The organism is Enterobacter sp. BIDMC 29, from assembly GCF_019378755.1.
In the GTDB taxonomy this organism is placed as follows: domain Bacteria; phylum Pseudomonadota; class Gammaproteobacteria; order Enterobacterales; family Enterobacteriaceae; genus Enterobacter; species Enterobacter ludwigii.
This window is the reverse complement of the sequence record NZ_CP080000.1, coordinates 2,400,024-2,422,408: the sequence shown is the minus strand read 5'-3', so window position 1 is coordinate 2,422,408 and position 22,385 is coordinate 2,400,024. Positions and strand designations below refer to the sequence as shown.

20 protein-coding genes are annotated in these 22,385 nt (G+C 59.0%); 12 read left to right on the top strand and 8 right to left on the bottom strand.

What is annotated here, in order from left to right:
* The first annotated feature begins 70 nt into the window (after nucleotides 1–70).
* The 6 genes from menF to menE all read left to right on the top strand — a co-directional run bounded on the left by menF (nucleotide 71) and on the right by menE (nucleotide 7,075).
* Complete coding sequence (gene menF / locus JTA15_RS10810) at nucleotides 71–1,366, top strand: isochorismate synthase MenF (RefSeq protein WP_219373217.1); 1,296 nt, start codon at nucleotides 71–73, stop codon at nucleotides 1,364–1,366.
* A gap of 88 nt (nucleotides 1,367–1,454) precedes the next feature.
* Nucleotides 1,455–3,125, top strand: a complete 1,671-nt coding sequence (gene menD / locus JTA15_RS10805; RefSeq protein WP_134178559.1) for a 2-succinyl-5-enolpyruvyl-6-hydroxy-3-cyclohexene-1-carboxylic-acid synthase — start codon at nucleotides 1,455–1,457, stop codon at nucleotides 3,123–3,125.
* The gene (menH, locus tag JTA15_RS10800) at nucleotides 3,122–3,898 is read left to right on the top strand and encodes a 2-succinyl-6-hydroxy-2,4-cyclohexadiene-1-carboxylate synthase (protein WP_185791080.1); all 777 of its coding nucleotides are present in this window, start codon (nucleotides 3,122–3,124) and stop codon (nucleotides 3,896–3,898) included. Before menD ends, menH begins: the two co-directional genes overlap by 4 nt.
* Nucleotides 3,895–4,752, top strand: coding sequence for a 1,4-dihydroxy-2-naphthoyl-CoA synthase (gene menB / locus JTA15_RS10795; protein WP_014170982.1), 858 nt, complete (start codon nucleotides 3,895–3,897; stop codon nucleotides 4,750–4,752). The genes menH and menB overlap by 4 nt, the downstream gene beginning before the upstream one ends.
* On the top strand, nucleotides 4,752–5,717 hold the full coding sequence (menC, locus tag JTA15_RS10790; RefSeq protein ID WP_219373216.1) for an o-succinylbenzoate synthase: 966 nt from the start codon (nucleotides 4,752–4,754) through the stop codon (nucleotides 5,715–5,717). Before menB ends, menC begins: the two co-directional genes overlap by 1 nt.
* Complete coding sequence (gene menE / locus JTA15_RS10785) at nucleotides 5,714–7,075, top strand: o-succinylbenzoate--CoA ligase (RefSeq protein ID WP_214579530.1); 1,362 nt, start codon at nucleotides 5,714–5,716, stop codon at nucleotides 7,073–7,075. Before menC ends, menE begins: the two co-directional genes overlap by 4 nt.
* On the opposite strand, the gene JTA15_RS10780 is transcribed toward menE, so the two are convergent.
* From JTA15_RS10780 to JTA15_RS10770, 3 genes are read right to left on the bottom strand one after another with little or no spacing between them, the layout of a single operon-like run.
* Nucleotides 7,076–8,590 carry a tripartite tricarboxylate transporter permease gene (locus JTA15_RS10780; protein WP_068794832.1) on the bottom strand — a complete coding sequence of 505 codons (1,515 nt, stop codon included), beginning with the start codon at nucleotides 8,588–8,590 and terminating at the stop codon, nucleotides 7,076–7,078.
* 11 nt (nucleotides 8,591–8,601) lie between these two features.
* Nucleotides 8,602–9,033 (bottom strand): tripartite tricarboxylate transporter TctB family protein, encoded by a 432-nt coding sequence (locus JTA15_RS10775; protein WP_020883153.1) that lies wholly within the window; start codon nucleotides 9,031–9,033, stop codon nucleotides 8,602–8,604.
* A gap of 11 nt (nucleotides 9,034–9,044) precedes the next feature.
* Nucleotides 9,045–10,025 carry a tripartite tricarboxylate transporter substrate binding protein gene (locus JTA15_RS10770; protein WP_014170977.1) on the bottom strand — a complete coding sequence of 327 codons (981 nt, stop codon included), beginning with the start codon at nucleotides 10,023–10,025 and terminating at the stop codon, nucleotides 9,045–9,047.
* Between the two features lie 150 nt (nucleotides 10,026–10,175).
* Between JTA15_RS10770 and tctD the strand changes: the two genes are divergently transcribed.
* From tctD to JTA15_RS10750, 4 genes are all read left to right on the top strand, one after another.
* Complete coding sequence (gene tctD / locus JTA15_RS10765; RefSeq protein WP_078774633.1) at nucleotides 10,176–10,850, top strand: transcriptional regulator TctD; 675 nt, start codon at nucleotides 10,176–10,178, stop codon at nucleotides 10,848–10,850.
* Nucleotides 10,837–12,246: a sensor histidine kinase gene (locus JTA15_RS10760; protein WP_219373215.1), complete on the top strand. Its 1,410-nt coding sequence runs from the start codon at nucleotides 10,837–10,839 to the stop codon at nucleotides 12,244–12,246. Before tctD ends, JTA15_RS10760 begins: the two co-directional genes overlap by 14 nt.
* A gap of 129 nt (nucleotides 12,247–12,375) precedes the next feature.
* Nucleotides 12,376–12,915, top strand: a complete 540-nt coding sequence (locus JTA15_RS10755; RefSeq protein ID WP_032678603.1) for a YfaZ family outer membrane protein — start codon at nucleotides 12,376–12,378, stop codon at nucleotides 12,913–12,915.
* A 94-nt stretch (nucleotides 12,916–13,009) separates the two neighbouring features.
* On the top strand, nucleotides 13,010–14,209 hold the full coding sequence (locus JTA15_RS10750) for a nicotinamide mononucleotide deamidase-related protein YfaY (RefSeq protein ID WP_219373214.1): 1,200 nt from the start codon (nucleotides 13,010–13,012) through the stop codon (nucleotides 14,207–14,209).
* 33 nt (nucleotides 14,210–14,242) lie between these two features.
* Here JTA15_RS10750 and glpC read toward each other — a convergent pair whose 3' ends face one another.
* From glpC to glpA, 3 genes are read right to left on the bottom strand one after another with little or no spacing between them, the layout of a single operon-like run.
* Entirely contained in the window at nucleotides 14,243–15,433 is a 1,191-nt protein-coding gene (gene glpC / locus JTA15_RS10745) for an anaerobic glycerol-3-phosphate dehydrogenase subunit GlpC (protein WP_020883157.1), read from the bottom strand.
* The gene (gene glpB, locus JTA15_RS10740) at nucleotides 15,430–16,647 is read right to left on the bottom strand and encodes a glycerol-3-phosphate dehydrogenase subunit GlpB (RefSeq protein WP_047742954.1); all 1,218 of its coding nucleotides are present in this window, start codon (nucleotides 16,645–16,647) and stop codon (nucleotides 15,430–15,432) included. The genes glpC and glpB overlap by 4 nt, the downstream gene beginning before the upstream one ends.
* On the bottom strand, nucleotides 16,637–18,265 hold the full coding sequence (gene glpA / locus JTA15_RS10735; RefSeq protein WP_219373213.1) for an anaerobic glycerol-3-phosphate dehydrogenase subunit A: 1,629 nt from the start codon (nucleotides 18,263–18,265) through the stop codon (nucleotides 16,637–16,639). The genes glpB and glpA overlap by 11 nt, the downstream gene beginning before the upstream one ends.
* Before the next feature lie 255 nt (nucleotides 18,266–18,520).
* Here glpA and glpT point away from each other — a divergent pair, with 255 nt between their 5' ends.
* Both glpT and glpQ read left to right on the top strand, forming a co-directional pair.
* Entirely contained in the window at nucleotides 18,521–19,873 is a 1,353-nt protein-coding gene (gene glpT / locus JTA15_RS10730; protein WP_025203601.1) for a glycerol-3-phosphate transporter, read from the top strand.
* 11 nt (nucleotides 19,874–19,884) lie between these two features.
* Nucleotides 19,885–20,937 carry a glycerophosphodiester phosphodiesterase gene (glpQ, locus tag JTA15_RS10725; protein WP_219373212.1) on the top strand — a complete coding sequence of 351 codons (1,053 nt, stop codon included), beginning with the start codon at nucleotides 19,885–19,887 and terminating at the stop codon, nucleotides 20,935–20,937.
* A 48-nt stretch (nucleotides 20,938–20,985) separates the two neighbouring features.
* On the opposite strand, the gene yfaE is transcribed toward glpQ, so the two are convergent.
* Complete coding sequence (yfaE, locus tag JTA15_RS10720; RefSeq protein ID WP_014170967.1) at nucleotides 20,986–21,240, bottom strand: class I ribonucleotide reductase maintenance protein YfaE; 255 nt, start codon at nucleotides 21,238–21,240, stop codon at nucleotides 20,986–20,988.
* A complete protein-coding gene (gene nrdB, locus JTA15_RS10715; protein ID WP_014170966.1) occupies nucleotides 21,240–22,370 on the bottom strand; it encodes a class Ia ribonucleoside-diphosphate reductase subunit beta in 1,131 nt (376 codons plus the stop codon). The genes yfaE and nrdB overlap by 1 nt, the downstream gene beginning before the upstream one ends.
* Nucleotides 22,371–22,385 lie beyond the last annotated feature (15 nt).

Below are 22,385 nucleotides of genomic sequence, written 5' to 3'. Positions count from 1 at the left end.
CTATACGTGGGTACTGCTATTTATGGTCAGTACCCCGTATAATATGCGGTTTTAACAGGGAGAGGTTCGCGTGAATTCGATTTCCACCGCGCTGGAGCATCTGCGTAGCCAGCTTACGCAAGCGTTACCCACTGCACCCGGTTTACATCACTTCGACGTCTCTTTCCCGTTAAACGACGCCTTCGATCCCCTGGCCTGGCTGGGCGTTCAGCATTGCTATCCTCAGTTTTACTGGCAACAGCGTAACGGTGATGAAGAACTTGCTGCGCTTGGTGCCGTCGCGCATTTCTCCTCTCTGGCATTTGCCTCACAGTTTTTGCAGGCGCATGATGCGGCCCGTGACACGCGTATCTGCGGCCTGAATGCGTTTAATCCCGAGCAGGGCAGTCTGTTTTTACCGCGTCTGCTGTGGCGACGTACCGCCGGACATGCCACGTTACGCCTGCAGCTGTGGAGCGACAGTTCACTTCACGATGATGCCCGCGCCGCGCTGGATTTTCTCCAGCAGCTCGTTGAGGCGAGACCCATTCGTCCGCTGTACGTTGAGGTTGTGCAGGAAAAGCATCATCCGGAACAACCCGAATGGCTGCGCCTTATCCGCAAGGCAACCCAGACCATCGCTCGCGGTGATTTTGAAAAGGTGGTGCTCGCCCGGGCAACCGACCTGCAGTTTAAGCACTCTGTTAACCCTGTCGCACTGATGGCTGCCAGCCGCGCCCTGAACCTGAACTGCTACCATTTCTGCATGGTGTTCGATGCCAGCAACGCGTTTCTCGGCTCGACCCCCGAGCGCCTGTGGCGCAGACGCGGCAAGCTGCTGCGCACGGAAGCGCTGGCAGGCACCGTCGCCAGCCATACCGATGATAAACAGGCCAAACGGCTGGGCGACTGGCTGATGAACGACGACAAAAATCAGCGTGAAAATATGCTGGTGGTGGAAGATATTTGCCAGCGGCTCCAGCACCATACCCAGACGCTGGAGGTGCTGCCCGCCCAGGTTGTACGGCTGCGTAAAGTACAGCATCTGCGTCGCTGTATCTGGACCGAGCTCAAACACGCTGACGATGCACAATGCCTGCATGTTCTGCAGCCCACGGCGGCCGTCGCCGGCCTGCCGCGTCAGGCGGCGCGCGACTTTATCTACCACAACGAGCCGTTCGACCGCGAGTGGTACGCCGGTTCTGCCGGGTATTTATCCCCTGAACAAAGCGAGTTCTGCGTGGCGTTGCGTTCTGCCCGTGTTTACGAAGACGCCCTGCGGCTGTACGCCGGGGCGGGAATTGTCAGCGGCTCTGACCCGGAGCAGGAGTGGCAGGAGATAGAAAACAAAGCGGCCGGACTGCGCTCTCTGCTCCTAAGGGATTAAGACTGATTCGCGCAATCCCGATTCATATCAAAATTCCAATTTTTTCTATTATTTATACTGTGTCGCATTCTTGATACCGGACAATCTCATGTCAGTAAGTTCTTTTAACCGACGCTGGGCGGCGGTGATCCTTGAAGCCCTGACTCGCCATGGCGTCAGGCACGTGTGTATTGCACCGGGTTCTCGTTCAACGCCGCTGACGCTGGCGGCCGCTGAAAACCGGGCATTTATTCACCACACTCATTTTGATGAACGCGGGCTTGGCCATCTGGCGCTGGGGCTGGCGAAAGTCAGCAACGAGCCTGTGGCGGTGATTGTGACCTCCGGTACCGCGGTGGCAAACCTCTATCCGGCGTTGATCGAAGCCGGATTAACCGGGGAGAAACTGATCCTGCTGACCGCGGATCGTCCCCCCGAGCTTATCGACTGTGGCGCCAACCAGGCCATTCGTCAGCCGGGCATCTTTGCCTCGCATCCTTCACAGGCAATCGCACTACCGCGTCCTACTCAGGATATTCCGGCAAGCTGGCTGGTCTCGACAATCGATCATGCCATCGGGACACTGCGCAGCGGGGCGCTGCATATTAACTGTCCGTTTGCCGAACCGCTGTATGGCGAAATGGATGACACCGGACTTGAATGGCAGCGCACCCTGGGTGAGTGGTGGCAAAGTGAAAAGCCGTGGCTGCGTGCACAACCGCATCCTGAAAGCGCCAGACAACGTGACTGGTTCTTCTGGCGGCAGAAGCGTGGCGTGGTGGTTGCCGGGCGCATGAGCGCCGCGCAAGGCAAGCTGGTTGCGGAATGGGCGCAAACCCTTGGCTGGCCGCTGATTGGCGACGTACTTTCCCAGACCGGTCAGCCGCTGCCGTGTGCCGATCTCTGGCTGGGGAATGCGAAGGCGGTCACCGAGCTTTCGCAGGCGCAGATTATTGTCCAGCTCGGCTCAAGCCTGACCGGCAAACGGTTACTGCAGTGGCAGGCAACCTGTGATCCAGAAGAGTACTGGCTGGTGGACTCGCTGGACGGGCGGCTCGACCCGGCACACCATCGTGGTCGTCGTCTGGTCAGTGAGATTGACGCCTGGCTTGCGCTCCATCCGGCTGAAAAACGCAAGCCCTGGGCCGTTGCGATCCCGGCGCTTTCGGAACAGGCCTGGGCGTTAACCCAGGCGAGCTGCGAAGCGTTCAGTGAGGCCGGGCTGGCACACCGTATTCGTCAGTATCTGCCCGAGCAGGGGCAGCTGTTTGTCGGCAACAGCCTGGTGGTTCGCCTGATAGATGCCTTTTCAAAGCTGCCAGCCGGTTACCCGGTCTACAGTAACCGGGGGGCCAGCGGCATTGACGGGTTGATCTCCACGGCGGCGGGCGTACAGCGTGCCAGCGCGAAGTCTACGCTGGCGATCGTCGGCGATCTCTCCGCACTGTACGACCTCAATGCCCTGGCGCTGCTGCGTCAGGTTTCGGCACCGTTTGTGCTGATTGTGGTTAACAACAACGGTGGACAGATTTTCTCCCTGCTGCCCACCCCGCAGAGCGAACGTGAGCGTTTCTATCTGATGCCGCAGAACGTGCAGTTTGAACACGCCGCGGCAATGTTCAGCCTGAAATACCATCGCCCGGAAAGCTGGGAAGCGCTTGATGCGGCCCTGAGCAGCGCCTGGCGACAGCCCGGTGCAACGCTGATCGAGCTGGTGGTGAACGATGCTGACGGCGCGCAGAAACTGCAAAGCCTGCTGGCCCAGGTAAGCCACCTGTGATCCTCGCGGGCGTGCAGCAGGCTGGAAAGCCAGGTTATCCCTGGCTGGTCTTTTTGCACGGTTTTTCCGGGGATTGCCGCGAGTGGCAGACGGTCGGGGCGGCGCTGAGCGATTACCCGCAGCTGTATCTCGACCTGCCGGGGCACGGTGATTCCGGCAATACTGGCGTGACCGGGTTCGAGGAGATGAGCGATTTGCTGACCCGAACCCTGCTTAGTTACAACATACTGAATTTCTGGCTGGTGGGGTACTCCCTCGGCGGCCGCATTGCGATGTTCCATGCCTGCCAGCAGCCAGAGGGGCTTAAGGGCATTATTGTGGAAGGCGGCCATCCCGGGCTACAGGATGCCGGTGAGCGGAGTGCGCGGCTGGCATCCGATCGCCGCTGGGCGCGGCGCTTTCGTACCGAGGCGCTCGACGTGGTTTTCACCGACTGGTACCGACAACCCGTATTTGCTTCCCTGACGGACGTTCAGCGGCAAGCGCTTATTCGCCTGCGTAGCCAGAACAATGGCGCGACTCTGGCGATGATGCTCGAGGCCACCTCGCTGGCCGTGCAGCCTGATTTGCGTCCGGGACTGAGCGCCTGCAACGTCGCTTTTGATTATTTATATGGTGAACGTGATGAGAAGTTCAAAGCCCTTGCGGCTGAACTGCACGCCGTACGCCATGCGATCCCCCATGCCGGACACAACGCCCACCGGGAAAACCCCGCTGCGGTTGCTGCGAGTCTGGCTCAGATACTGCGTCTTCGAATAAAGGACTCTCTATGATCTATCCTGATGAACACATGCTCTATGCGCCGGTTGAATGGCAAGACTGCTCCGAAGGTTACTCCGACATTCGTTACCACAAATCCGCAGACGGCATTGCCAAAATCACCATCAACCGCCCGCAGGTGCGTAACGCGTTCCGTCCGCTGACCGTCAAAGAGATGATTCAGGCGCTGGCAGACGCGCGCTATGACGACAACATCGGTGTTATCGTCCTGACCGGCGAAGGTGAAAAAGCGTTCTGTGCCGGTGGCGATCAGAAAGTGCGCGGCGATTACGGCGGATACCAGGATGACTCTGGCGTTCACCACCTGAACGTGCTCGATTTCCAGCGCCAGATCCGCACCTGTCCAAAACCGGTGGTGGCGATGGTGGCAGGCTACTCCATCGGCGGCGGCCATGTGCTTCACATGATGTGTGACCTGACCATTGCCGCAGAGAACGCCATCTTTGGCCAGACAGGCCCGAAAGTGGGGTCGTTCGATGGTGGCTGGGGTGCTTCCTACATGGCGCGTATTGTCGGTCAGAAAAAAGCCCGCGAAATCTGGTTCCTGTGCCGTCAGTACACTGCTCAGGAAGCGCTGGATATGGGTCTGGTGAACACCGTGGTGCCAATTGCCGACCTCGAGAAAGAGACCGTGCGCTGGTGTCGTGAAATGCTGCAAAACAGCCCAATGGCGCTGCGCTGCCTGAAAGCGGCCCTGAATGCCGACTGTGACGGTCAGGCAGGTCTGCAGGAGCTGGCAGGTAACGCCACCATGCTGTTCTACATGACCGAAGAAGGGCAGGAAGGTCGCAACGCCTTTAACGAAAAACGCCAGCCTGACTTCAGCAAATATAAACGGAATCCGTAATGCGTCGCGCGCAGGTTTACCGCTGGCAGATACCGATGGACGCGGGCGTGGTGCTGCGTGAACGGCGGTTAAAAACCCGTGATGGCATGCTGGTGCATCTGCAGCAGGACGAGCAGGAAGGCTGGGGCGAGATTTCGCCGCTGCCGGGCTTTAGCCTTGAATCGCTGGAGGACGCGCAGGCGGTATTGCTGGCGTGGGCCAGTGAGTGGCGTGAGGGCGCGAACCCGGCGTTGCCGGAGGTGCCTTCCGCGGCTTTTGGTATTAGCTGCGCGCTGGCAGAGCTGGACGGTAGCTTGCCTGCAGAGGCTAATTACCGCGCGGCACCGCTCTGTACGGGTGATCCGGATGAACTGTTTGCGCTGCTCGCCGCCATGCCGGGCGAGAAAGTGGCGAAAATCAAAGTCGGTCTCTATGAAGCGGTGCGCGATGGAATGGTCGCTAACCTCTTACTGGAAGCATTGCCCGACCTGCATCTGCGTCTGGATGCTAACCGCGCCTGGACGCCGCTGAAGGCGCAGCAGTTCGCGAAGTACGTAAACCCGGCGTACCGCAGTCGTATCGCGTTTCTGGAAGAGCCGTGTAAAACTCGCGACGATTCCCGGGCGTTTGCCCGTGAAACCGGCATTGCCATCGCGTGGGATGAAAGCCTGCGTGAAGACGGCTTTGCGTTTGTCGCCGAACCGGGTGTCCGCGCGGTGGTCATTAAACCGACGTTGACCGGCAGCCTTGCTAAGGTACGCGAACAGGTCGCGGCGGCCCATGCCGCCGGGCTGACGGCGGTCATTAGCTCTTCGATTGAGTCCAGCCTGGGGCTAACCCAACTGGCGCGCATTGCCGCCTGGTTAACGCCAGACACTGTCCCCGGTCTCGATACGCTGAACCTGATGCAAAATCAGCTTATCCGTCCGTGGCCAGACAGCACGCTGCCGCTCCTTGACGTTGAGGGGCTGGAGCCGTTGCTATGAGTTTTACCGACTGGCCGTGGCGACACTGGTGCGCGCAGTATGCTGATAAACCGGCCCTGAGGCTGAACGATGAGACGCTCAGCTGGCAACAGCTGTGTGCGCGCATCGACAGACTGGCCGCGGGCTTTCAGCTGCAGGGTGTGCAGGAGGGCGACGGCGTACTGCTGCTGGCGCATAATCACCCGCAAACCCTGATGGCGTGGCTGGCATTGCTTCAGTGCGGGGCACGTATTCTTCCCGTTAACCCGCAGCTGCCGCACCCGCTGCTGGACGTGTTGCTCCCGCAGATGACGCTGCGCTTTGCCCTGGTGCTGGACGGCGTCTACGACGGGCTGGTCGCGCTCAGTATGCGCGAGGCGCCGGGCGGGTGTCGCGTGGCGTGGCAACCGTCGCGGCTGGCTTCCATGACGCTGACATCCGGTTCAACCGGTTTACCCAAGGCGGCGGTCCATACCTGTGCCGCCCATCTTGCCAGTGCGCGCGGCGTGCTTTCGCTGATGCCCTACGACGATGAAGACGACTGGCTGCTCTCCCTGCCGCTGTTTCATGTCTCCGGGCAGGGGATTTTGTGGCGCTGGCTGCAGGCCGGCGCGCGCTTAACCGTCCGCGAGAAGCAGCCGCTGGCGCAGGCCCTGCAGGGCTGTACGCATGCCTCACTGGTACCGACGCAGCTCTGGCGTCTGCTTAATGCACATCAGCCTGTCGCGCTGAAAGCCGTACTGCTTGGTGGGGCCGCGATCCCCGTTGACCTGACTCAGCAGGCGGGCCAGCGGGGGATCCGCACTTTCTGTGGCTACGGTCTGACGGAGTTTGCCTCAACGGTTTGTGCCAAAGAGGCGGACGGTGAACCGGACGTCGGCGCTGCGTTGCCGGGCAGAGAGGTGCGGGTGGTTGACGGTGAAGTGTGGATCAAAGCGCAAAGTATGGCCGCAGGTTACTGGCGGGACGGTGCATTGATTCCGCTGACCAATGCACAGGGCTGGTTTGCCACCCGCGATCGCGGGGAATGGCATGACGGGCGCCTGACGATCCTTGGCCGAATGGACAACCTCTTTTTCAGCGGGGGCGAAGGGATCCAGCCGGAAAGCCTTGAGCGGGTTATTGCCCGCCATCCGCAGATAAACCAGGCGTTTATCGTCCCACTCGATGACGCCGAGTTCGGTCAGCGTCCGGTGGCGGTGGTGGAGTGTGAACCGGGAACCGATATCACCGGCTTCCCGGCATGGGTACAGGGTAAACTGGCGCGCTTTGAGCAGCCGGTGCACTGGCTGATGCTGCCGGCAGAGCTTAAAAATGGCGGGATTAAGATCTCCCGCCAGGCATTAAAACAGTGGGTCACCCGTCTGTTGAAAGGATAATCAACCGATATCCGGTGCCGGTTTGCGCTGGCGGCGACGTAGCAGACGCAATACCGGCGGAACCACAATCACCAGGATGGCCATCGCTAACAGCACCTTCGTCACGCTGCTGTCCCACAGAATAGACATATTGCCGTTGCTGATGGACAAGGCGCGGCGCAGGTTCTGCTCCAGCATCTCTCCCAGCACAAAGCCTAAAATCAGCGGCGACATCGGGAAGTGCATCTTACGCAGGATGTAGCCCAGTGCGCCAAGCAGCACCATCAGCACCAGATCGAAAGTGGTGCTATGTACCGCATACACCCCCACCGCAGAGACGGCCGCGATAGCCGGCACCAGGAACCACAGGGGAATTGTCAGCATCCGGGTGAACAGACCAATCAGCGGAATGTTCATGACCAGCAGCATCACGTTGGCGATCAGCAGCGCTGCAATCAGCCCCCAGACAATATCCGGCTGCTCGGTAAACATGGCCGGTCCAGGCGTAATGTTATAGAGCGTCAGCGCGCCCATCATCACCGCCGTGGTGCCCGAGCCCGGCACGCCAAGGGTCAGCATCGGGATAAACGAACCGCAGGCCGAGGCGTTATTCGCAGCCTCTGGGGCCGCTACCCCGCGAATGTCGCCCTTGCCGAAGCTGTCACTGTTGCCGCTGAGCTTTTTCTCGGTCATGTAAGTGATGGCGCTGGCGATGGTGGCCCCGGCCCCCGGCAGAATGCCGACGAAGAAGCCAATCACCGACGAACGCAGCGTCGCGCCGATACACTGTGCGCCCTCTTTGGCACTGAAAAGCATGCGGCCCGTTTTACGCACCAGCGTCTGTCCGCTGCTGGTATGCTCCAGCATCAATAAAATTTCAGAGACCGAGAACAGGCCAATCACGACCACGATAAACTGCACGCCGTCGGAAAGGTGCACGCTGTCAAAGGTAAAGCGATAAACCCCGGTGTTGGCATCCACGCCGACGGTGGCTAACCCTAAGCCAATCAGCGCGGACAAAAATGATTTCAGCGGATTCTGCGCCATCATGCTGCCGAGACAGGCGATGGCAAAGACCATCAGCGCAAAATACTCTGCCGGACCAAACGCCAGCGACCACTGGGCCAGCGCTGGGGCAAACAGAATGATACCGCCGATGGCAATCAGCGAACCACAAAATGAACTGACCGCGGAGATGGACAGCGCCACGCCACCGCGACCCTGCCGTGCCATCGGGTAGCCATCCAGCGCGGTCATAATGGCCGCCGCATCGCCGGGCACGTTCAGCAGAATGGAGGAAATACGCCCGCCATATTCACAGCCTATATACACCGTCGCCAGCAGGATCAGCGCCGATTCCGCAGGCAGATGCAGGGCAAACGCCAGCGGGAGTAAAATGGCAACGCCGTTAATCGGCCCAAGGCCGGGCAGCAGACCCACAATGGTCCCGACAAAGCAGCCGATCAGGGCTATCACCAGGTTTTCCGGGGTCATCGCCACGGCGAACCCCTGCGAGAGATAAATCCAGGTATCCATAGCGTGCTCCGTTAATTAAACCATGCGCCGAGCGGTAAGGTCACATCCAGCAGGCGGTCAAAGGCAAACCACAGCAAGATCCCCATTACCGCGCCGGAAATCCCCGCCGCCGGGAGGGTGGCGTTAAACAGCATGCCGATCACCATCGTCAGGATGGCGGTTGCCACTGGAAAGCCGAGCCACTCAAAACCCCAGGCGTACATCAGCAGAACGATGACCATCACCAGCAGACGCTGCAGAATACGGCGCGGTGGCCACTCTACGGTATCCGGATGACGGAGCAGCAGGGCCACCGAGCAGAGCAGCATCAGTCCAACAATGCCCATCGGGAAGGGGCGCGGCCCCACCGGTTCATAGCTGTATTCGCTGTGGATCTGCCAGGCGACGAACATCCCACCGACGCAGAGCAGCAGCCAAATCCCGGCAAAAATACGATCGCTCATACCGCCTCCGGTTATTTGGCAAGGCCAAAGGCTTTCGCCTGTTCGCGATAGTCATTGACCTGTTTTTTGACGTACTCATCCAGCGGCTTGCCGCTCAGGTTGAACTCAAACAGCCCGCGCAGATCGCGCTGCTTTTTAAACGCTTCGGTCTGCTGGAGTTTATTGAAGGTTTCGACCCACCACTGATATTCGGCATCGGTCACTTTTGGCCCGACGAAGAAACCGCGGATAATCGGCCAGACCAGGTCATAACCCTGTTCTTTTGCGGTAGGGACGTTCGCCAGCTGGCCCGGCAGGCGGTTCTCAGAGAAGACCGCCAGCACGCGGATTTTATCGCCGTTCAGGTAGGGCACCATTTCACTGAGATCGCCGGATACCGCCTGAACGTGATTTCCCATCAGCGCCGTCACCGGTTCGCCGCCTCCTTCAAACGCCACGTAGCGCATCTTGTGAGGATCAACCTTCGCCTGTTGTGCCAGCAGGGCGGCTTTCATCCAGTCCTGGCTGCCGATGGAGGCACCGGCGCCAATCACCACGCTGTTCGGATCTTTTTCCATGGCGGTCAGCAGGTCTTTCAGGGATTTCCACGGTGAATCCGCGCGCACGGCAATCATGCCGTAGTCGGTACCGACGGTTGCCAGCCAGCGCACATCATCCACGCCGTAGCGGCCAAACTTCCCCTGAGACAAGTTCAACAGCGAGCCACCGGAGAAAGCCACCACCGTGCCGGCTTCCGCAGGGCGTTGCGCGACAATCGCGTTGTACGCAACGGCACCCACGCCGCCGGGCATATAGGTCACGCGCATGGGTTTTGCGATAGCGCCGGTCTCCAGCATGCTGACCTGAATGAGTTTGCAGGTGAGATCGAAACCGCCGCCGGGTTTCGCCGGCGCGATGCACTCGGTGCGGGACGGGGCATCCTGCGCCTGAACGACAGAGGCACTTATCATCAATACGCTTGCAGCAAGCGTCGAAAGTAGTTGTTTTTTCATCGTTTATCCTCACGCCGGAGTTCCGGGAGTACGGGTACGGGGCTTTTTTCTGATTATGTGAACCACCTTGTAGCGGTTCCGTTGCGTGATTGTTAAAACAATAACCTTTCATTTCCCTTTCAATGCGACACCAACTTTACAGGATGTGATATGCGTCTCTTACTCGCGGAAGATAATCGTGAGCTGGCTCACTGGCTGGAGAAAGCGCTGGTGCAGGGGGGCTTTGCCGTGGACTGCGTTTCTGACGGGCGCGCCGCCGACCATCTGCTGCAGGGAGAAAGCTATGCGGTTGCCATTCTGGACATCGGAATGCCCGGCTTTGACGGTCTGGAGGTTGTGCATCGTCTGCGTAAACGCGGTCAGACGCTGCCCGTCCTGTTTCTCACCGCGCGCAGCAACGTGGCGGACCGGGTGAAAGGGCTCAACGCCGGGGCGGATGATTATCTGCCGAAACCGTTTGAGCTGGAGGAGCTTGACGCGCGGCTGCGCGCCCTGTTGCGCAGAAGCGAAGGGCGAACGCAGGAGCGTCAGCGCCTTGGGGAGCTGGAATATGACGACGAAGGCTTTTTCCTGCTGCGCGACGAGCCTCTGTCGCTCACGCCGCGTGAACTGTCGCTGCTGAAGGTGTTGATGCATCGCCGGACCCGGCCCGTTTCCCGACAGCAGCTGTTCGATCAGGTGTTTAGCCTGAATGACGACGTTAGCCCGGAGAGTATCGATCTCTATATTCATCGTCTGCGCAAAAAGCTCAGCGGTAGCGGCGTGAGGGTCACCACCCTTCGCGGACTGGGTTATGTGCTGGAGTGCGGCGATGAGGTGGGTTAAGCCGCAGTCGCTTTACCTGCAACTGCTGCTGTTTCTTGGGCTTCCGTTGCTGTTGCTGTGGGGGTTGTCGGCATTTAACAGCTATGTCAGCGCATTGCAGGCGGCCACGCAGGCTTACGACCGCACGCTGTTATCCTCTGCCCGAACAATATCGGAGCGGCTGGAGGTTCACGACGGCAGGCTGGGCGTGAATGTTCCCTGGGTGGTGCTCGACAGCTTTGAACTCAATATGAACGACCGGCTCTATTATAAAGTGGTCGATCCCGACGGGCGGGTGATCTCCGGTTATGACGATCTGCCCCGGATGCCCCCGGCAACATCCCGCACCACGCTCTATCCGGCGCTGGCCTGGTTTTATCACACCGAATATCGCGGGCAGGCGATCCGTGTCGCGCGTCTGCTGCAGCCCGTCAATGAAGGGAATATCGTCGGCATGGCGGAGATTTATGTTGCGGAGACGCTCCAGTCCCGCCGCTATCTCGCCAGTCAGTTGCTCTTTTCATCATGGGTCTCTCAGGGATTGCTGGTGCTGCTGACCCTGGTGTTGACCGCGTGGTTGTTGCGTCGCGTACTGCGCCCAATGCGCCAGCTCTCTTCGCTGATGGTGCGCCGTGATCCTGGCCTGCTCGCGCCGCTGCCGGAGTTGTTGCCCTGGTCTGAGACCCGGCTGCTGATTGTGGCGTTCAACCGCTATATCGACAGGCTGCGCGGCGTGCTGTCGCGTCAGGAACGCTTCAACGCGGATGCCTCGCATCAGCTCAAAACCCCGCTGGCGGTGCTGAAAACCCAGGTCTCCGTTGCCCTGACGCGTCAGGATCCCGCCCTATGGCAGGAGAGCCTGCGGGCAATGAATGCGACCCTGGATGACACCATTGTACTGACCGAACGGCTGCTGCAGCTTTCCGCGGTGAAGCGTAAGGAGCAGGGGGAGGGCCAGTTTGCGCCGGTGGATTTGGTTCAGGTGGTGCAAAACTGCTGCTTCTCCCGGCTGGCGCAGGCGCGCAGTAAAGCGATTGACCTGGGCTATGACGGTCTGCAGCAGCCGGTTATGATCGAAGGGGATGACGTGCTGCTGGGGGAGTTGTGCGCCAACCTGCTGGAGAATGCGATCAAATATACCCCTGCAGAAGGGACAGTGACCGTGCTCCTGCGAACGGACCAGGGCGCCGTTGAGCTGAGCGTGGAGGACAGTGGTCCGGGCATCGAAGAGGACCAGATCCAGCAGGCGGTGCTGCCTTTCCACCGGCTGGATAACGTCGGAGATGCCGCCGGGTCAGGGATCGGGCTGGCGCTGGCCGCTGATATTGCCCGTCTGCACCGAAGTCCTTTGCAGCTGACGCGCAGCGAAACGCTGGGTGGCCTGAGCGTTAAAATGCGTTTTCTGCTGCTCACGTAAAAAAACACCGGGTATCAAATCGTTACAAACTCCTCGCCTGCCGCACGCAGAGTGCTTGATCCCCGGGCGACTCAGGTTAAAATCTCGCGGTTTTGGGACTTCTCTATAAAATTGTGCGGGATCACGACAATGAAAAAAGTGGCATTAGTGGGCTTAGGCCTGATGGTTGTTTCTTCGGCGGCGAACGCCATCAGCTTCAACGGCTCGGCGGGTCAGGATTATACTCACCTCGGTTTTGGCCTTGGGACCGAGACCTCCGGTCTGGCGATGACCGGCGGCTGGACACATAACGATGACGATGGCGATGCGGCAAGCCTCGGCCTGGGTCTGAACATTCCGCTTGGCCCGTTCCTGGCCACCGTGGGCGGTAAGGGGATTTACACTAACCCGAACGACGGTGATGAAGGTTACGCGGCGGCGGTAGGCGGCGGCCTGCAGTGGAAAATTGGCGATAGCTTCGGCCTGTTCGGCGAGTATTACTACTCACCGGATTCGCTCTCCAGCGGTATCGACAGCTATGAAGAAGCCAACGCGGGCGCGCGCTGGACCATCATGCATCCGATTACGATTGAAGCAGGCTATCGCTATCTGAACCTGGCGGGTAAAGACGGCAACCGCGACAACGCACTGGCTGACGGCCCGTACGTGGGGGTCAGCGCAGGGTTCTAATCACGCCGGCGCGGCACTCTGTCGCGCCAGTTTCTCTCTTCTCCCGACATCCATTTGCGCTATAGTGTTTTGACCATATAAGCGGGAGAACACAATGATTAACGTGGAGATGTTATCCACCGGCGACGAAGTGCTGCATGGACAAATTATTGATACCAATGCTGCCTGGCTTGCCGATCTTTTCTTTGAGCAAGGATTACCGTTAACGCGTCGCAATACGGTGGGCGACAATCTTGAGTCACTGGTGAATGTGCTGCGCGAGCGTAGCGAACACGCCGACGTGTTGATTGTGAACGGCGGGCTCGGTCCCACCAGCGACGATCTCAGCGCCCTGGCCGCCGCGACCGCAAAAGGTGAAGGGCTGGTGCTGCATGAAGAGTGGCTGGCGCAGATGGAGCGTTTCTTCTCCGAACGTGGCCGTGTTATGGCACCCAGCAACCGCAAGCAGGCGGAAATTCCCGCCAGCGCCGAACTGGTCGATAACCCCGTGGGTACCGCGTGTGGGTTTGCCATTACGCTGAACCGCTGCCTGATGTTCTTCACGCCGGGCGTACCGTCAGAATTTAAAGTGATGGTCGAGCAGCAGATCCTGCCGCGCCTTCGCGAACGTTTTACCCTGCCTGAGCCTCCGCTCTGCCTGCGTCTGACCACGTTTGGCCGCTCCGAAAGCGATCTGGCCCAGAGTCTTGATCATCTCTCCCTGCCACCCGGTGTCTCAATGGGCTACCGCTCCTCCATGCCTATCATTGAACTCAAGCTGACAGGACCGGCCTCAGAGAAGGCGGCGATGCTGGCGCTCTGGCCGGAGGTGCAGCGCGTCGCAGGTGAAAGCCTGATCTTTGAAGGCACCGAGGGGCTGCCGGCGCAGATTGCGTCACATCTGCAGTCTCGGCAGCTGAGCGTGACCTTAAGCGAACAGTTCACCGGCGGCCTGCTGGCGCTACAGCTGTCGCGCGCCAGTGCGCCGCTGTTGGCCAGTGAAGTGGTGCCGTTCCAGCAGGAAACGCTGGCGCAGACCGCGCGCTGGGCTTCGGAAAGAAGGGTGAAACATTTTGCTGGCCTGGCGCTGTTTGTGGGGGGGCTGGATGAGGAACATCTCAACTTTGCGCTGGCGACGCCGGAAGGCACGCATGCTTTGCGGGTTAAAATGAGCATTACTCGCCACAGTCTGGCGGTACGTCAGGAGGTCTGCGCCATGATGGCGCTGAACATGCTGCGCCGCTGGCTGAAGGGTAAAGAGGTGGCCAGCGAGCACGGCTGGATTAATGTTGTCGAATCGCTGTTTGTTGAGTGATGCCTTTGCCGGGGCGTTTTGCCCCGGCACGGTTTAGCCCAGCGCCTTCGCCAGCAGAGTGATCGGATGCTCGCAGCGCTTGCTGGTAGACATCTCTATCTGCCACTTGCAGGTTTCGCAGTCGGTGACCACGATATCTGCGCCGCTCTCTTCAATCTGGCGAAACAGCGGGGCGCCGATCGCCTGTGACGTTTCGTAGTTTTCTCGCTTAAAGCCGTAAGTGCCCGCAATGCCGCAGCAGCGCGAGTCCAGCACCGTCAGCTCCAGCCCCGGAATGAGCCGCAACAGCTCAAGCGTATAGAGCGACCAGCCCATTTTCTCCATATGACACGGTGTGTGATACACCACTTTCAGCGGTAGTTCCCGCAGCGGCAGCGTCTGCCCGCTGTCCAGTTTGCGCCACAGGAAACGCGTCGCCAGCTCAATGTGCTCGCGCAGACCGGTGTTATCCACGTCCAGCAGGTGCGGATACTCATCACGCAGGGTGAAGGTACAGGTGGACGAGGTGGCCAGCACCGGAATTCCTTTATCAACGATGGCCTCGCGCAGGGACGTGACGTTGCTTTTGGCTTGTTTGCGCGCCTTATCGGTAAAACCGTTGGCAATCAACGGCACACCGCAGCACTTCTCTTTATTCAGGAGCTGCACGCCGGTCCCCATCGCGTTGAGTACTTTCAGCAGATCTTTTCCCAGTTGCGGGTGGTTGTAGTTGACATAGCAGCCGTGGAAGAACGCGACCTGATCGGTGTACTGCGCCTGTTCCGCTGCCACGGATGTATACCAGCGCCGGAAGGTTCCGTGAGAGTATTTTGGCAGGCTGCGGTGGTGGTCTATCTTCAGCGTCGCATCCAGCAGTTTTCGCACCGGCTTGAGAGACGTTGCAGCATTCACCAGCGGGGCAAAAGGCGTGGAGACACTGCCCATCAGGTCGGTGTGACTCAGGATCGCATCGCGCAGGGACGGCTTTTGCGTGCTGTAACGCGCGCGGGCTCGCTGGATGATATCGCCAATCTTCACGTCCGACGGACAGGCCACTTCGCAACGTTTACAGTTGATGCAGTATTTCAGCGCCTCATCATACAGCGCACCGTCTTTCAGACGCAGGCGCTCGCCGTCAGGCCCGGCCTGTTTCGGGCCCGGGTAGCGCGGATTCACACCGCTGACCGGGCAGACGGTGGTACAAACTGTGCATTTGATGCAGCTTTCAAACCGGGTATCGTTCATTGCTCAGCCTCCATGCGCTGGCCAATTTGCTCTGCCACATACAGCGCCGTGATGGCGCAGACCCCGCCGCCGCAACCCTGAGCGATGGGATCGTATCCCCCCAGAAGAGAGCCAATGGCATAGAGATTACTGACCGGCTGACCAGAAAGTTGCGGGTGCAGTTGCTTATCGACAATCACGCCGAACTGCTGCCAGGGTTGCGGGGTGAAGAAATCACTCTGATACCAGTCCGCGCGGGAGGGCGTTTGCCGGACATCCAGCCCCATAATGGCCTCCTGGATGCCGTCCCGACGGCTCAGCAGCCCGTTGCTGAAGAAACTGCCGCTTGCCAGCACCGTATAACGCGCGCGAAGCGGAATATCAGCGTGATTACGCGTCCAGACTTCGCTCACCGAACCATCCGTCAGGGTGATTTTTTTCACCTCGTCACCCGCCATCCACACGCCACCCTGAGCGATAAACCGCCGCTGAAGCTGGGTATGCAGGCGAATGCCGGGGACAGAAGGGGGAAGCGTCGGCAGCAGGCCAAGCGAGCAGGGCAGGCGATCCGAGAGCCAGCGCCAGAGCCGGTTGTCGCTTAAGCCAAAGCAGGCGGGCATAAACAGCGTGTCGCAACCTTCGGCAAGCGGCCGGAGCGCGGCATACAGCAGCGGCCATTTATCGTCGTTATCGAGAAAACGGGCAATATTCACCGCGCGAAACTCGCTCGGGTTGTCGCGCAGGACGTCAAGCTCAGGAAGCTCTATCTCAGCCGTGTGTGCGTTCACGCCCTGGCGACAGAGCGATGCCGCAGCGAGGTGGGGCTGGAAATCAAGAAAACCGCTAATACCCACGACCAGGACCCGTCCTGCGTTGAAGGGGGCAACAGGCACCTCTTCCGGGCTGAGCCAGGCAGAGCGCAGGGTGCCGAGTGGGGTAACCCGATGATGATTTTTCCGGGCGTTACCCTGCAGCCGTGCGCCGCACTCGGCCAGAAGGGTTTCGGCTTCATGGGCGAAGCGGTCGACCGTGTCTCTGCCCGTCAGGTTATAGGGATGCTCTGGCGGCAGGGCATCGCGATACGCCTCATCCAGCAGATCCAGCGAACCCGACGAGAAGTGCAGTGCGCTCTGGCCCCGGGTGATGATGGCGCAGCGCAGCCCCTGCTTCGTTAGCCTGATACCACAGAGCAGACCCGCCAGCCCACCACCGACAATCACGGTATCAAATTTCATCCTGTTGCTCCTTCTCAAGACCGCACAGCCCCTGGTAGACCCAGCGGGTAAACTCGCTTTCACGCAGGGCATCACCCCAGGCGACAGGCTGAATGCCTTTCCAGCGTTCGTTCAGGAAATCACTGAGTTGTGCCAGCGACTGGGTGGCAGTGGTGGTATGAAAACGTTGTAACAACCCGGCCGCACGGCAGGCGCACAGCTCACCCTGGCAGGTGCCCATGCCCACGCGGGTGCGCCGACGTAAATCAAGCAGGCTGTTGACGGTCAGATTCTCCACGGCGTATTGCACTTCACCCGCCGTGACGGCTTCGCATTCACACACCAGGCTACGGCTCAGCCGTCCTTCCCCCAGCCAGACCGGCGTGCGGTCTCCATGGCGATAGATGGCGGAACCGAGCAGGGGGGCGGAAAGGGAGATGATTTTTTGCAGCGTTTTCTCGGTGGACTGACGCGAGCCGGGCAGAGGTTGCTCTGCGGTCATACACCGTTCGCTGTTACCCAGCTTGCGACAGACGGCATCGGTTGCCCACTCGGCCATCAGGCGGTAGGTCATCAGCTTACCGCCGGTGATGGTGATAAACCCGTCCATACCATCGCGCGCGGCGTGGTCGAGCAGCACGATGCCACGGCTGACGTTGCGCCCGCTCGGGTCGTTATCGCTCGCCACCAGAGGGCGCACGCCGGCATAGGCGCGAAGAATTCGGGTCTGCGCCATCACAGGGGCCAGCTTTTCCCCTTCGCGCAGCAGGATATCCACCTCGTCGGCGGTCACGCGGTTGTAATCAATCTCGCTATAGTCCACGTGGGTTGAGGTGGTGCCGATAAGCGAAATGGTATCGCCCGGCACCAGGATGTCGGCATCAGAAGGTTTGCGGCAGCGGTTGATCACGTGGTTGTTAATGCGGTGGTCGAGGATCAGCAGCGAGCCTTTTGCCGGGAACATGCGCACAGACAGCTCGGCGTACTCCGCGATGCGTTGCCCCCAGATCCCCGCCGCGTTGACTACCACGGCGGCGTACAGTTCGCCATGCTCCTTATACTGCGTATCAAAAACACGTACGCCGCAGACGCGGTTCCCTTCACGGATAAGCCCGGTCACTTCCTGCCCGGTCAGAACCTGTGCGCCATGTTCACGGGCGTCCAGCATGTTCGCGGCGGTCAGGCGGAAAGGGTCAACCGTACCGTCCGGGACCTTCACCGCACCGATAAGGGCCGGGTTGACAGACGGTTCCAGACGACGCGCGAGTTCGAGGTCGATGACGTCAGCCTCAATCCCTGCAGCGCGGCAGGCGGTCACAAAGGTTGGCTGAAATGAGAGATCGTCTTCAGGAAGCGTAATGAACAGACCGTTGGTCGGTTCAATGCAGTGGCGGGCAATGCGTCTGAGGATCTGGTTTTCAGCAATGCATTCCCGCGCGGATTCGGGGTCGGTCACCGCGTAACGGGCACCACTGTGTAGCAGACCATGATTGCGCCCGGTTGCGCCCGTCGCAATGTCATGGCGCTCCAGAAGCGTGACGCTCAGCCCACGCAGGGCGCAGTCGCGTGCGATGCCGGCGCCGGTCGCGCCACCGCCAATGATAATCACATCGCTGTAGCGAGGATCGTGAATTGTCATTGTTATCCCTCTGTGTTCGTTTTTTACCATTTAGCCACATCAAAACTGTGGTTTGTTTGATTTCGAACATAAACGAACGAAATTCGAAAGTGAAACGTGATTCCATGCGCTTTTCTGCGCACATTGTCATATTTCTGTAACAATTTGTGCGTTGATTCACAGTAACAATCACCGTGATTTCTTAACATCGCCGCCTCTCTGGAGTGTGGGGCAGTTAAACCCCTGTAAATTCAATACCTGGCCACGGAGGCTGTCATGCTCAGTATCTTCAAACCTGCGCCGCATCGGGCGCGTCTGCCAGAGGCAGAAATTGATCCGCTATACCGTCGTCTGCGTTGGCAAATCTTCCTGGGGATCTTCTTCGGGTACGCGGCGTACTACCTGGTACGTAAAAACTTTGCGCTCGCCATGCCGTATCTGGTGGAGCAGGGCTTTTCTCGTGGCGATCTGGGGTTCGCGCTGTCGGGGATCTCTATCGCCTACGGTTTTTCCAAATTCATCATGGGCTCAGTGTCCGATCGCTCGAATCCACGCGTGTTCCTGCCTGCGGGTCTGATCCTGGCGGCAGCGGTGATGCTGTTCATGGGCTTTGTGCCATGGGCAACCTCCAGCATCGCCGTGATGTTCGTGCTGCTGTTCCTCTGTGGCTGGTTCCAAGGAATGGGGTGGCCGCCTTGCGGGCGCACCATGGTGCACTGGTGGTCGCAGAAAGAGCGTGGCGGCATCGTGTCGGTGTGGAACTGCGCGCATAACGTCGGTGGCGGTATTCCACCTCTGCTGTTCCTGCTGGGGATGGCGTGGTTTAACGACTGGAAAGCCGCGCTTTATATGCCTGCCTTTGGTGCCATTCTGGTGGCGGTTATCGCTTTCGCCCTGATGCGTGACACGCCGCAGTCCTGTGGCCTGCCGCCGATTGAAGAGTACAAAAACGACTATCCGGATGATTACAGCGAGCAGCATGAAGAAGAGCTGACGGCCAAACAGATCTTCATGAAGTACGTCCTGCCCAACAAACTGCTGTGGTATATCGCGGTGGCCAACGTCTTCGTGTACCTGCTGCGTTACGGCATCCTCGACTGGTCACCTACCTATCTGAAAGAGGTGAAGCATTTCGCGCTGGATAAATCCTCCTGGGCTTACTTCCTCTATGAGTACGCCGGGATCCCGGGGACGCTGATTTGCGGCTGGATGTCGGACAAAGTGTTCCGGGGTAACCGTGGTGCGACGGGCGTCTTCTTTATGACGCTGGTGACCATTGCCACCGTGGTTTACTGGCTCAACCCGCCGGGTAACCCGTCAATCGATATGGCCTGTATGATCGTCATCGGCTTCCTGATTTACGGCCCGGTGATGCTGATTGGTCTGCATGCCCTGGAGCTGGCGCCGAAGAAAGCGGCAGGTACGGCGGCCGGCTTTACCGGTCTGTTCGGTTACCTGGGCGGTTCGGTCGCGGCGAGCGCCATTGTGGGCTACACCGTTGACTTCTTCGGCTGGGACGGCGGCTTTATGGTGATGATTGGCGGTAGCGTGCTGGCGGTGCTGCTGTTGATTGTGGTGATGATTGGTGAAAAACGTCATCACGCCGAAATGCAGGCGCGTCGTCAATAAGGAGAAGGCTGATGAAATTAACTTACGTAGCAACGGGCCTGCTGCTGGCGGGCCTGATGACAGGCTCAGCGCTGGCTAACGAGAAAATGGTTATCGCCCATCGCGGCGCAAGCGGCTATCTGCCAGAGCACACGCTCCCGGCAAAAGCAATGGCCTATGCGCAGGGGGCAGATTATCTCGAGCAGGATCTGGTGATGACCCGTGACGACCAGCTGGTCGTCCTTCATGACCACTATCTTGACCGCGTGACGGACGTGGCTGAGCGTTTCCCGGCCCGCGCCCGCAAAGATGGTCGCTACTACGCCATTGACTTTACGCTGGATGAGATTCGTTCGCTGAAGTTTACCGAGGGTTTCGAGGTTGAAAACGGCAAGAAGGTGCAGGTCTATCCGGGACGTTTCCCGATGGGTAAATCTGATTTTCGCATCCATACCTTCGAAGAAGAGATTGAGTTTGTTCAGGGACTGAACCACTCAACCGGGAAAAACATCGGCATCTACCCGGAGATAAAAGCGCCGTGGTTCCACCATCAGGAAGGGAAGGACATTGCCGCGAAGACGCTGGACGTGCTGAAAAAGTACGGCTACACCAGCAAGCGCGACAAAGTCTATCTGCAGTGTTTTGACGCCGCTGAGCTGAAGCGCATCAAAAGCGAGCTGGCGCCAAAGAGAGGGATGGATCTCAATCTGGTACAGCTGATTGCCTACACCGACTGGAATGAAACTCAGGAGAAACAGCCCGACGGCACGTGGGTGAATTACAACTACGACTGGATGTTTAAGCCGGGCGCAATGAAACAGATCGCGCAGTACGCCGACGGTATCGGACCGGATTACCATATGCTGGTGGCGGAAGGCTCAACGCCAGGCCACGTCAAGCTGACGGCAATGGTGAAAGAGGCGCACGCCAGTCATATGCAGGTTCATCCGTATACGGTGCGTGCGGACCAGCTACCGGCTTATGTGACGGACGTAAACCAGCTGTACGACGTGCTGTATAACCAGGCCGGGGTGGACGGGCTGTTCACCGATTTCCCGGATAAAGCCGTGCAGTTTTTGAAGTAAAAGAAAAAGGGCCGTAAGGCCCTTTTTTATGTCGCCCGGAGGGGCGGTTTACATCTCAATCTCTATATCGCCTTTTGCCCGGCAGCAGCAGGGCAAAATTTCACCTTCGTTGATGAAGGCCAGCGGTTCGGTCAGCCAGTCCACTTGTCCGGCGACTAAACGGCAGCGACATGAGCCGCAATAGCCTGAGCGGCATTGATACTCCACTTCAACCTGATGCGCCTCAAGCGCAATCAACAGGGAAGGGTGTTCTTCCCGGCACAGCACTTCGGTACCGGAAAGGCTAAGCGTTACGCGGCTCATCAGAGCTGGAAGTCGCTCAGGTCGTCGGTATTAACTTCAGAGTCAATCTGCCCGACCAGATAAGAACTGACTTCCACTTCCTGTGGCGCAACCTGCACGTTATCGGATACCAGCCAGGTGTTGATCCACGGAATTGGGTTAGAGCGGGTTTTGAACGGCAGCTCAAGCCCGACCGCCTGCATACGGATGTTGGTGATGTACTCAACATACTGGCACAGGATGTCTTTGTTCAGGCCAATCATGGAGCCGTCGCGGAACAGGTAGTCTGCCCACTCTTTCTCCTGCTGAGCGGCCAGCACGAACAGGTCATAGCACTCCTGTTTGCACTCTTCGGCAATCTCAGCCATCTCCGGATCGTCTGTACCGCTGCGCAGCAGGTTCAGCATATGCTGTGTGCCGGTCAGGTGCAGGGCCTCGTCACGGGCGATCAGACGGATGATTTTGGCATTACCTTCCATCAGCTTGCGTTCCGCAAAAGCGAAGGAGCAGGCGAAGCTCACGTAGAAGCGGATGGCTTCCAGTGCGTTAACGCTCATCAGGCACAGGTAAAGCTGTTTCTTCAGCGCGCGCAGGCTCACGGTGACGGTTTTGCCGTTCACGGTGTGGGTGCCTTCGCCCAGCAGATGCCAGTAGCTGGTCATCTCGATCAGTTCGTCGTAGTAGTGCGCAATACCTTCAGCACGTTTCTGGATCTGCTCGTTAGTGACGATATCGTCAAACACCACCGCCGGATCGTTAACGATGTTGCGGATAATGTGGGTGTAAGAGCGGGAGTGGATGGTCTCAGAAAACGCCCAGGTTTCCACCCAGGTTTCCAGCTCCGGAATGGAGATCAGCGGCAGCAGCGCCACGTTCGGGCTACGGCCCTGAATGGAGTCCAGCAGCGTCTGGTACTTCAGGTTGCTGATGAAGATATGCTTTTCGTGCTCCGGCAACGCCTGGAAATCGATACGATCGCGAGAGACGTCAACTTCTTCCGGGCGCCAGAAGAAGGAGAGTTGCTTTTCAATCAGCTTTTCGAAGATGTCATATTTTTGCTGATCGTAGCGTGCCACGTTGACCGGTTGCCCGAAGAACATCGGCTCTTTGAGCTGGTCGTTTTTCGTCTGTGAAAAGGTGGTGTATGCCATGAATTGGAGTCCTGT

What these genes read in the sequence shown, in the direction of transcription:
- menD (WP_134178559.1), top strand. Translation starts at nt 1,455, where the DNA reads ATGTCAGTAAGTTCTTTTAACCGACGCTGGGCGGCGGTGATCCTTGAA.
- menB (WP_014170982.1), top strand. Translation starts at nt 3,895, where the DNA reads ATGATCTATCCTGATGAACACATGCTCTATGCGCCGGTTGAATGGCAA.
- menC (WP_219373216.1), top strand. Translation starts at nt 4,752, where the DNA reads ATGCGTCGCGCGCAGGTTTACCGCTGGCAGATACCGATGGACGCGGGC.
- menE (WP_214579530.1), top strand. Translation starts at nt 5,714, where the DNA reads ATGAGTTTTACCGACTGGCCGTGGCGACACTGGTGCGCGCAGTATGCT.
- JTA15_RS10780 (WP_068794832.1), bottom strand. Translation starts at nt 8,590, where the DNA reads ATGGATACCTGGATTTATCTCTCGCAGGGGTTCGCCGTGGCGATGACC.
- JTA15_RS10775 (WP_020883153.1), bottom strand. Translation starts at nt 9,033, where the DNA reads ATGAGCGATCGTATTTTTGCCGGGATTTGGCTGCTGCTCTGCGTCGGT.
- JTA15_RS10770 (WP_014170977.1), bottom strand. Translation starts at nt 10,025, where the DNA reads ATGAAAAAACAACTACTTTCGACGCTTGCTGCAAGCGTATTGATGATA.
- tctD (WP_078774633.1), top strand. Translation starts at nt 10,176, where the DNA reads ATGCGTCTCTTACTCGCGGAAGATAATCGTGAGCTGGCTCACTGGCTG.
- JTA15_RS10760 (WP_219373215.1), top strand. Translation starts at nt 10,837, where the DNA reads ATGAGGTGGGTTAAGCCGCAGTCGCTTTACCTGCAACTGCTGCTGTTT.
- JTA15_RS10755 (WP_032678603.1), top strand. Translation starts at nt 12,376, where the DNA reads ATGAAAAAAGTGGCATTAGTGGGCTTAGGCCTGATGGTTGTTTCTTCG.
- JTA15_RS10750 (WP_219373214.1), top strand. Translation starts at nt 13,010, where the DNA reads ATGATTAACGTGGAGATGTTATCCACCGGCGACGAAGTGCTGCATGGA.
- glpC (WP_020883157.1), bottom strand. Translation starts at nt 15,433, where the DNA reads ATGAACGATACCCGGTTTGAAAGCTGCATCAAATGCACAGTTTGTACC.
- glpB (WP_047742954.1), bottom strand. Translation starts at nt 16,647, where the DNA reads ATGAAATTTGATACCGTGATTGTCGGTGGTGGGCTGGCGGGTCTGCTC.
- glpA (WP_219373213.1), bottom strand. Translation starts at nt 18,265, where the DNA reads ATGACAATTCACGATCCTCGCTACAGCGATGTGATTATCATTGGCGGT.
- glpT (WP_025203601.1), top strand. Translation starts at nt 18,521, where the DNA reads ATGCTCAGTATCTTCAAACCTGCGCCGCATCGGGCGCGTCTGCCAGAG.
- glpQ (WP_219373212.1), top strand. Translation starts at nt 19,885, where the DNA reads ATGAAATTAACTTACGTAGCAACGGGCCTGCTGCTGGCGGGCCTGATG.
- yfaE (WP_014170967.1), bottom strand. Translation starts at nt 21,240, where the DNA reads ATGAGCCGCGTAACGCTTAGCCTTTCCGGTACCGAAGTGCTGTGCCGG.
- nrdB (WP_014170966.1), bottom strand. Translation starts at nt 22,370, where the DNA reads ATGGCATACACCACCTTTTCACAGACGAAAAACGACCAGCTCAAAGAG.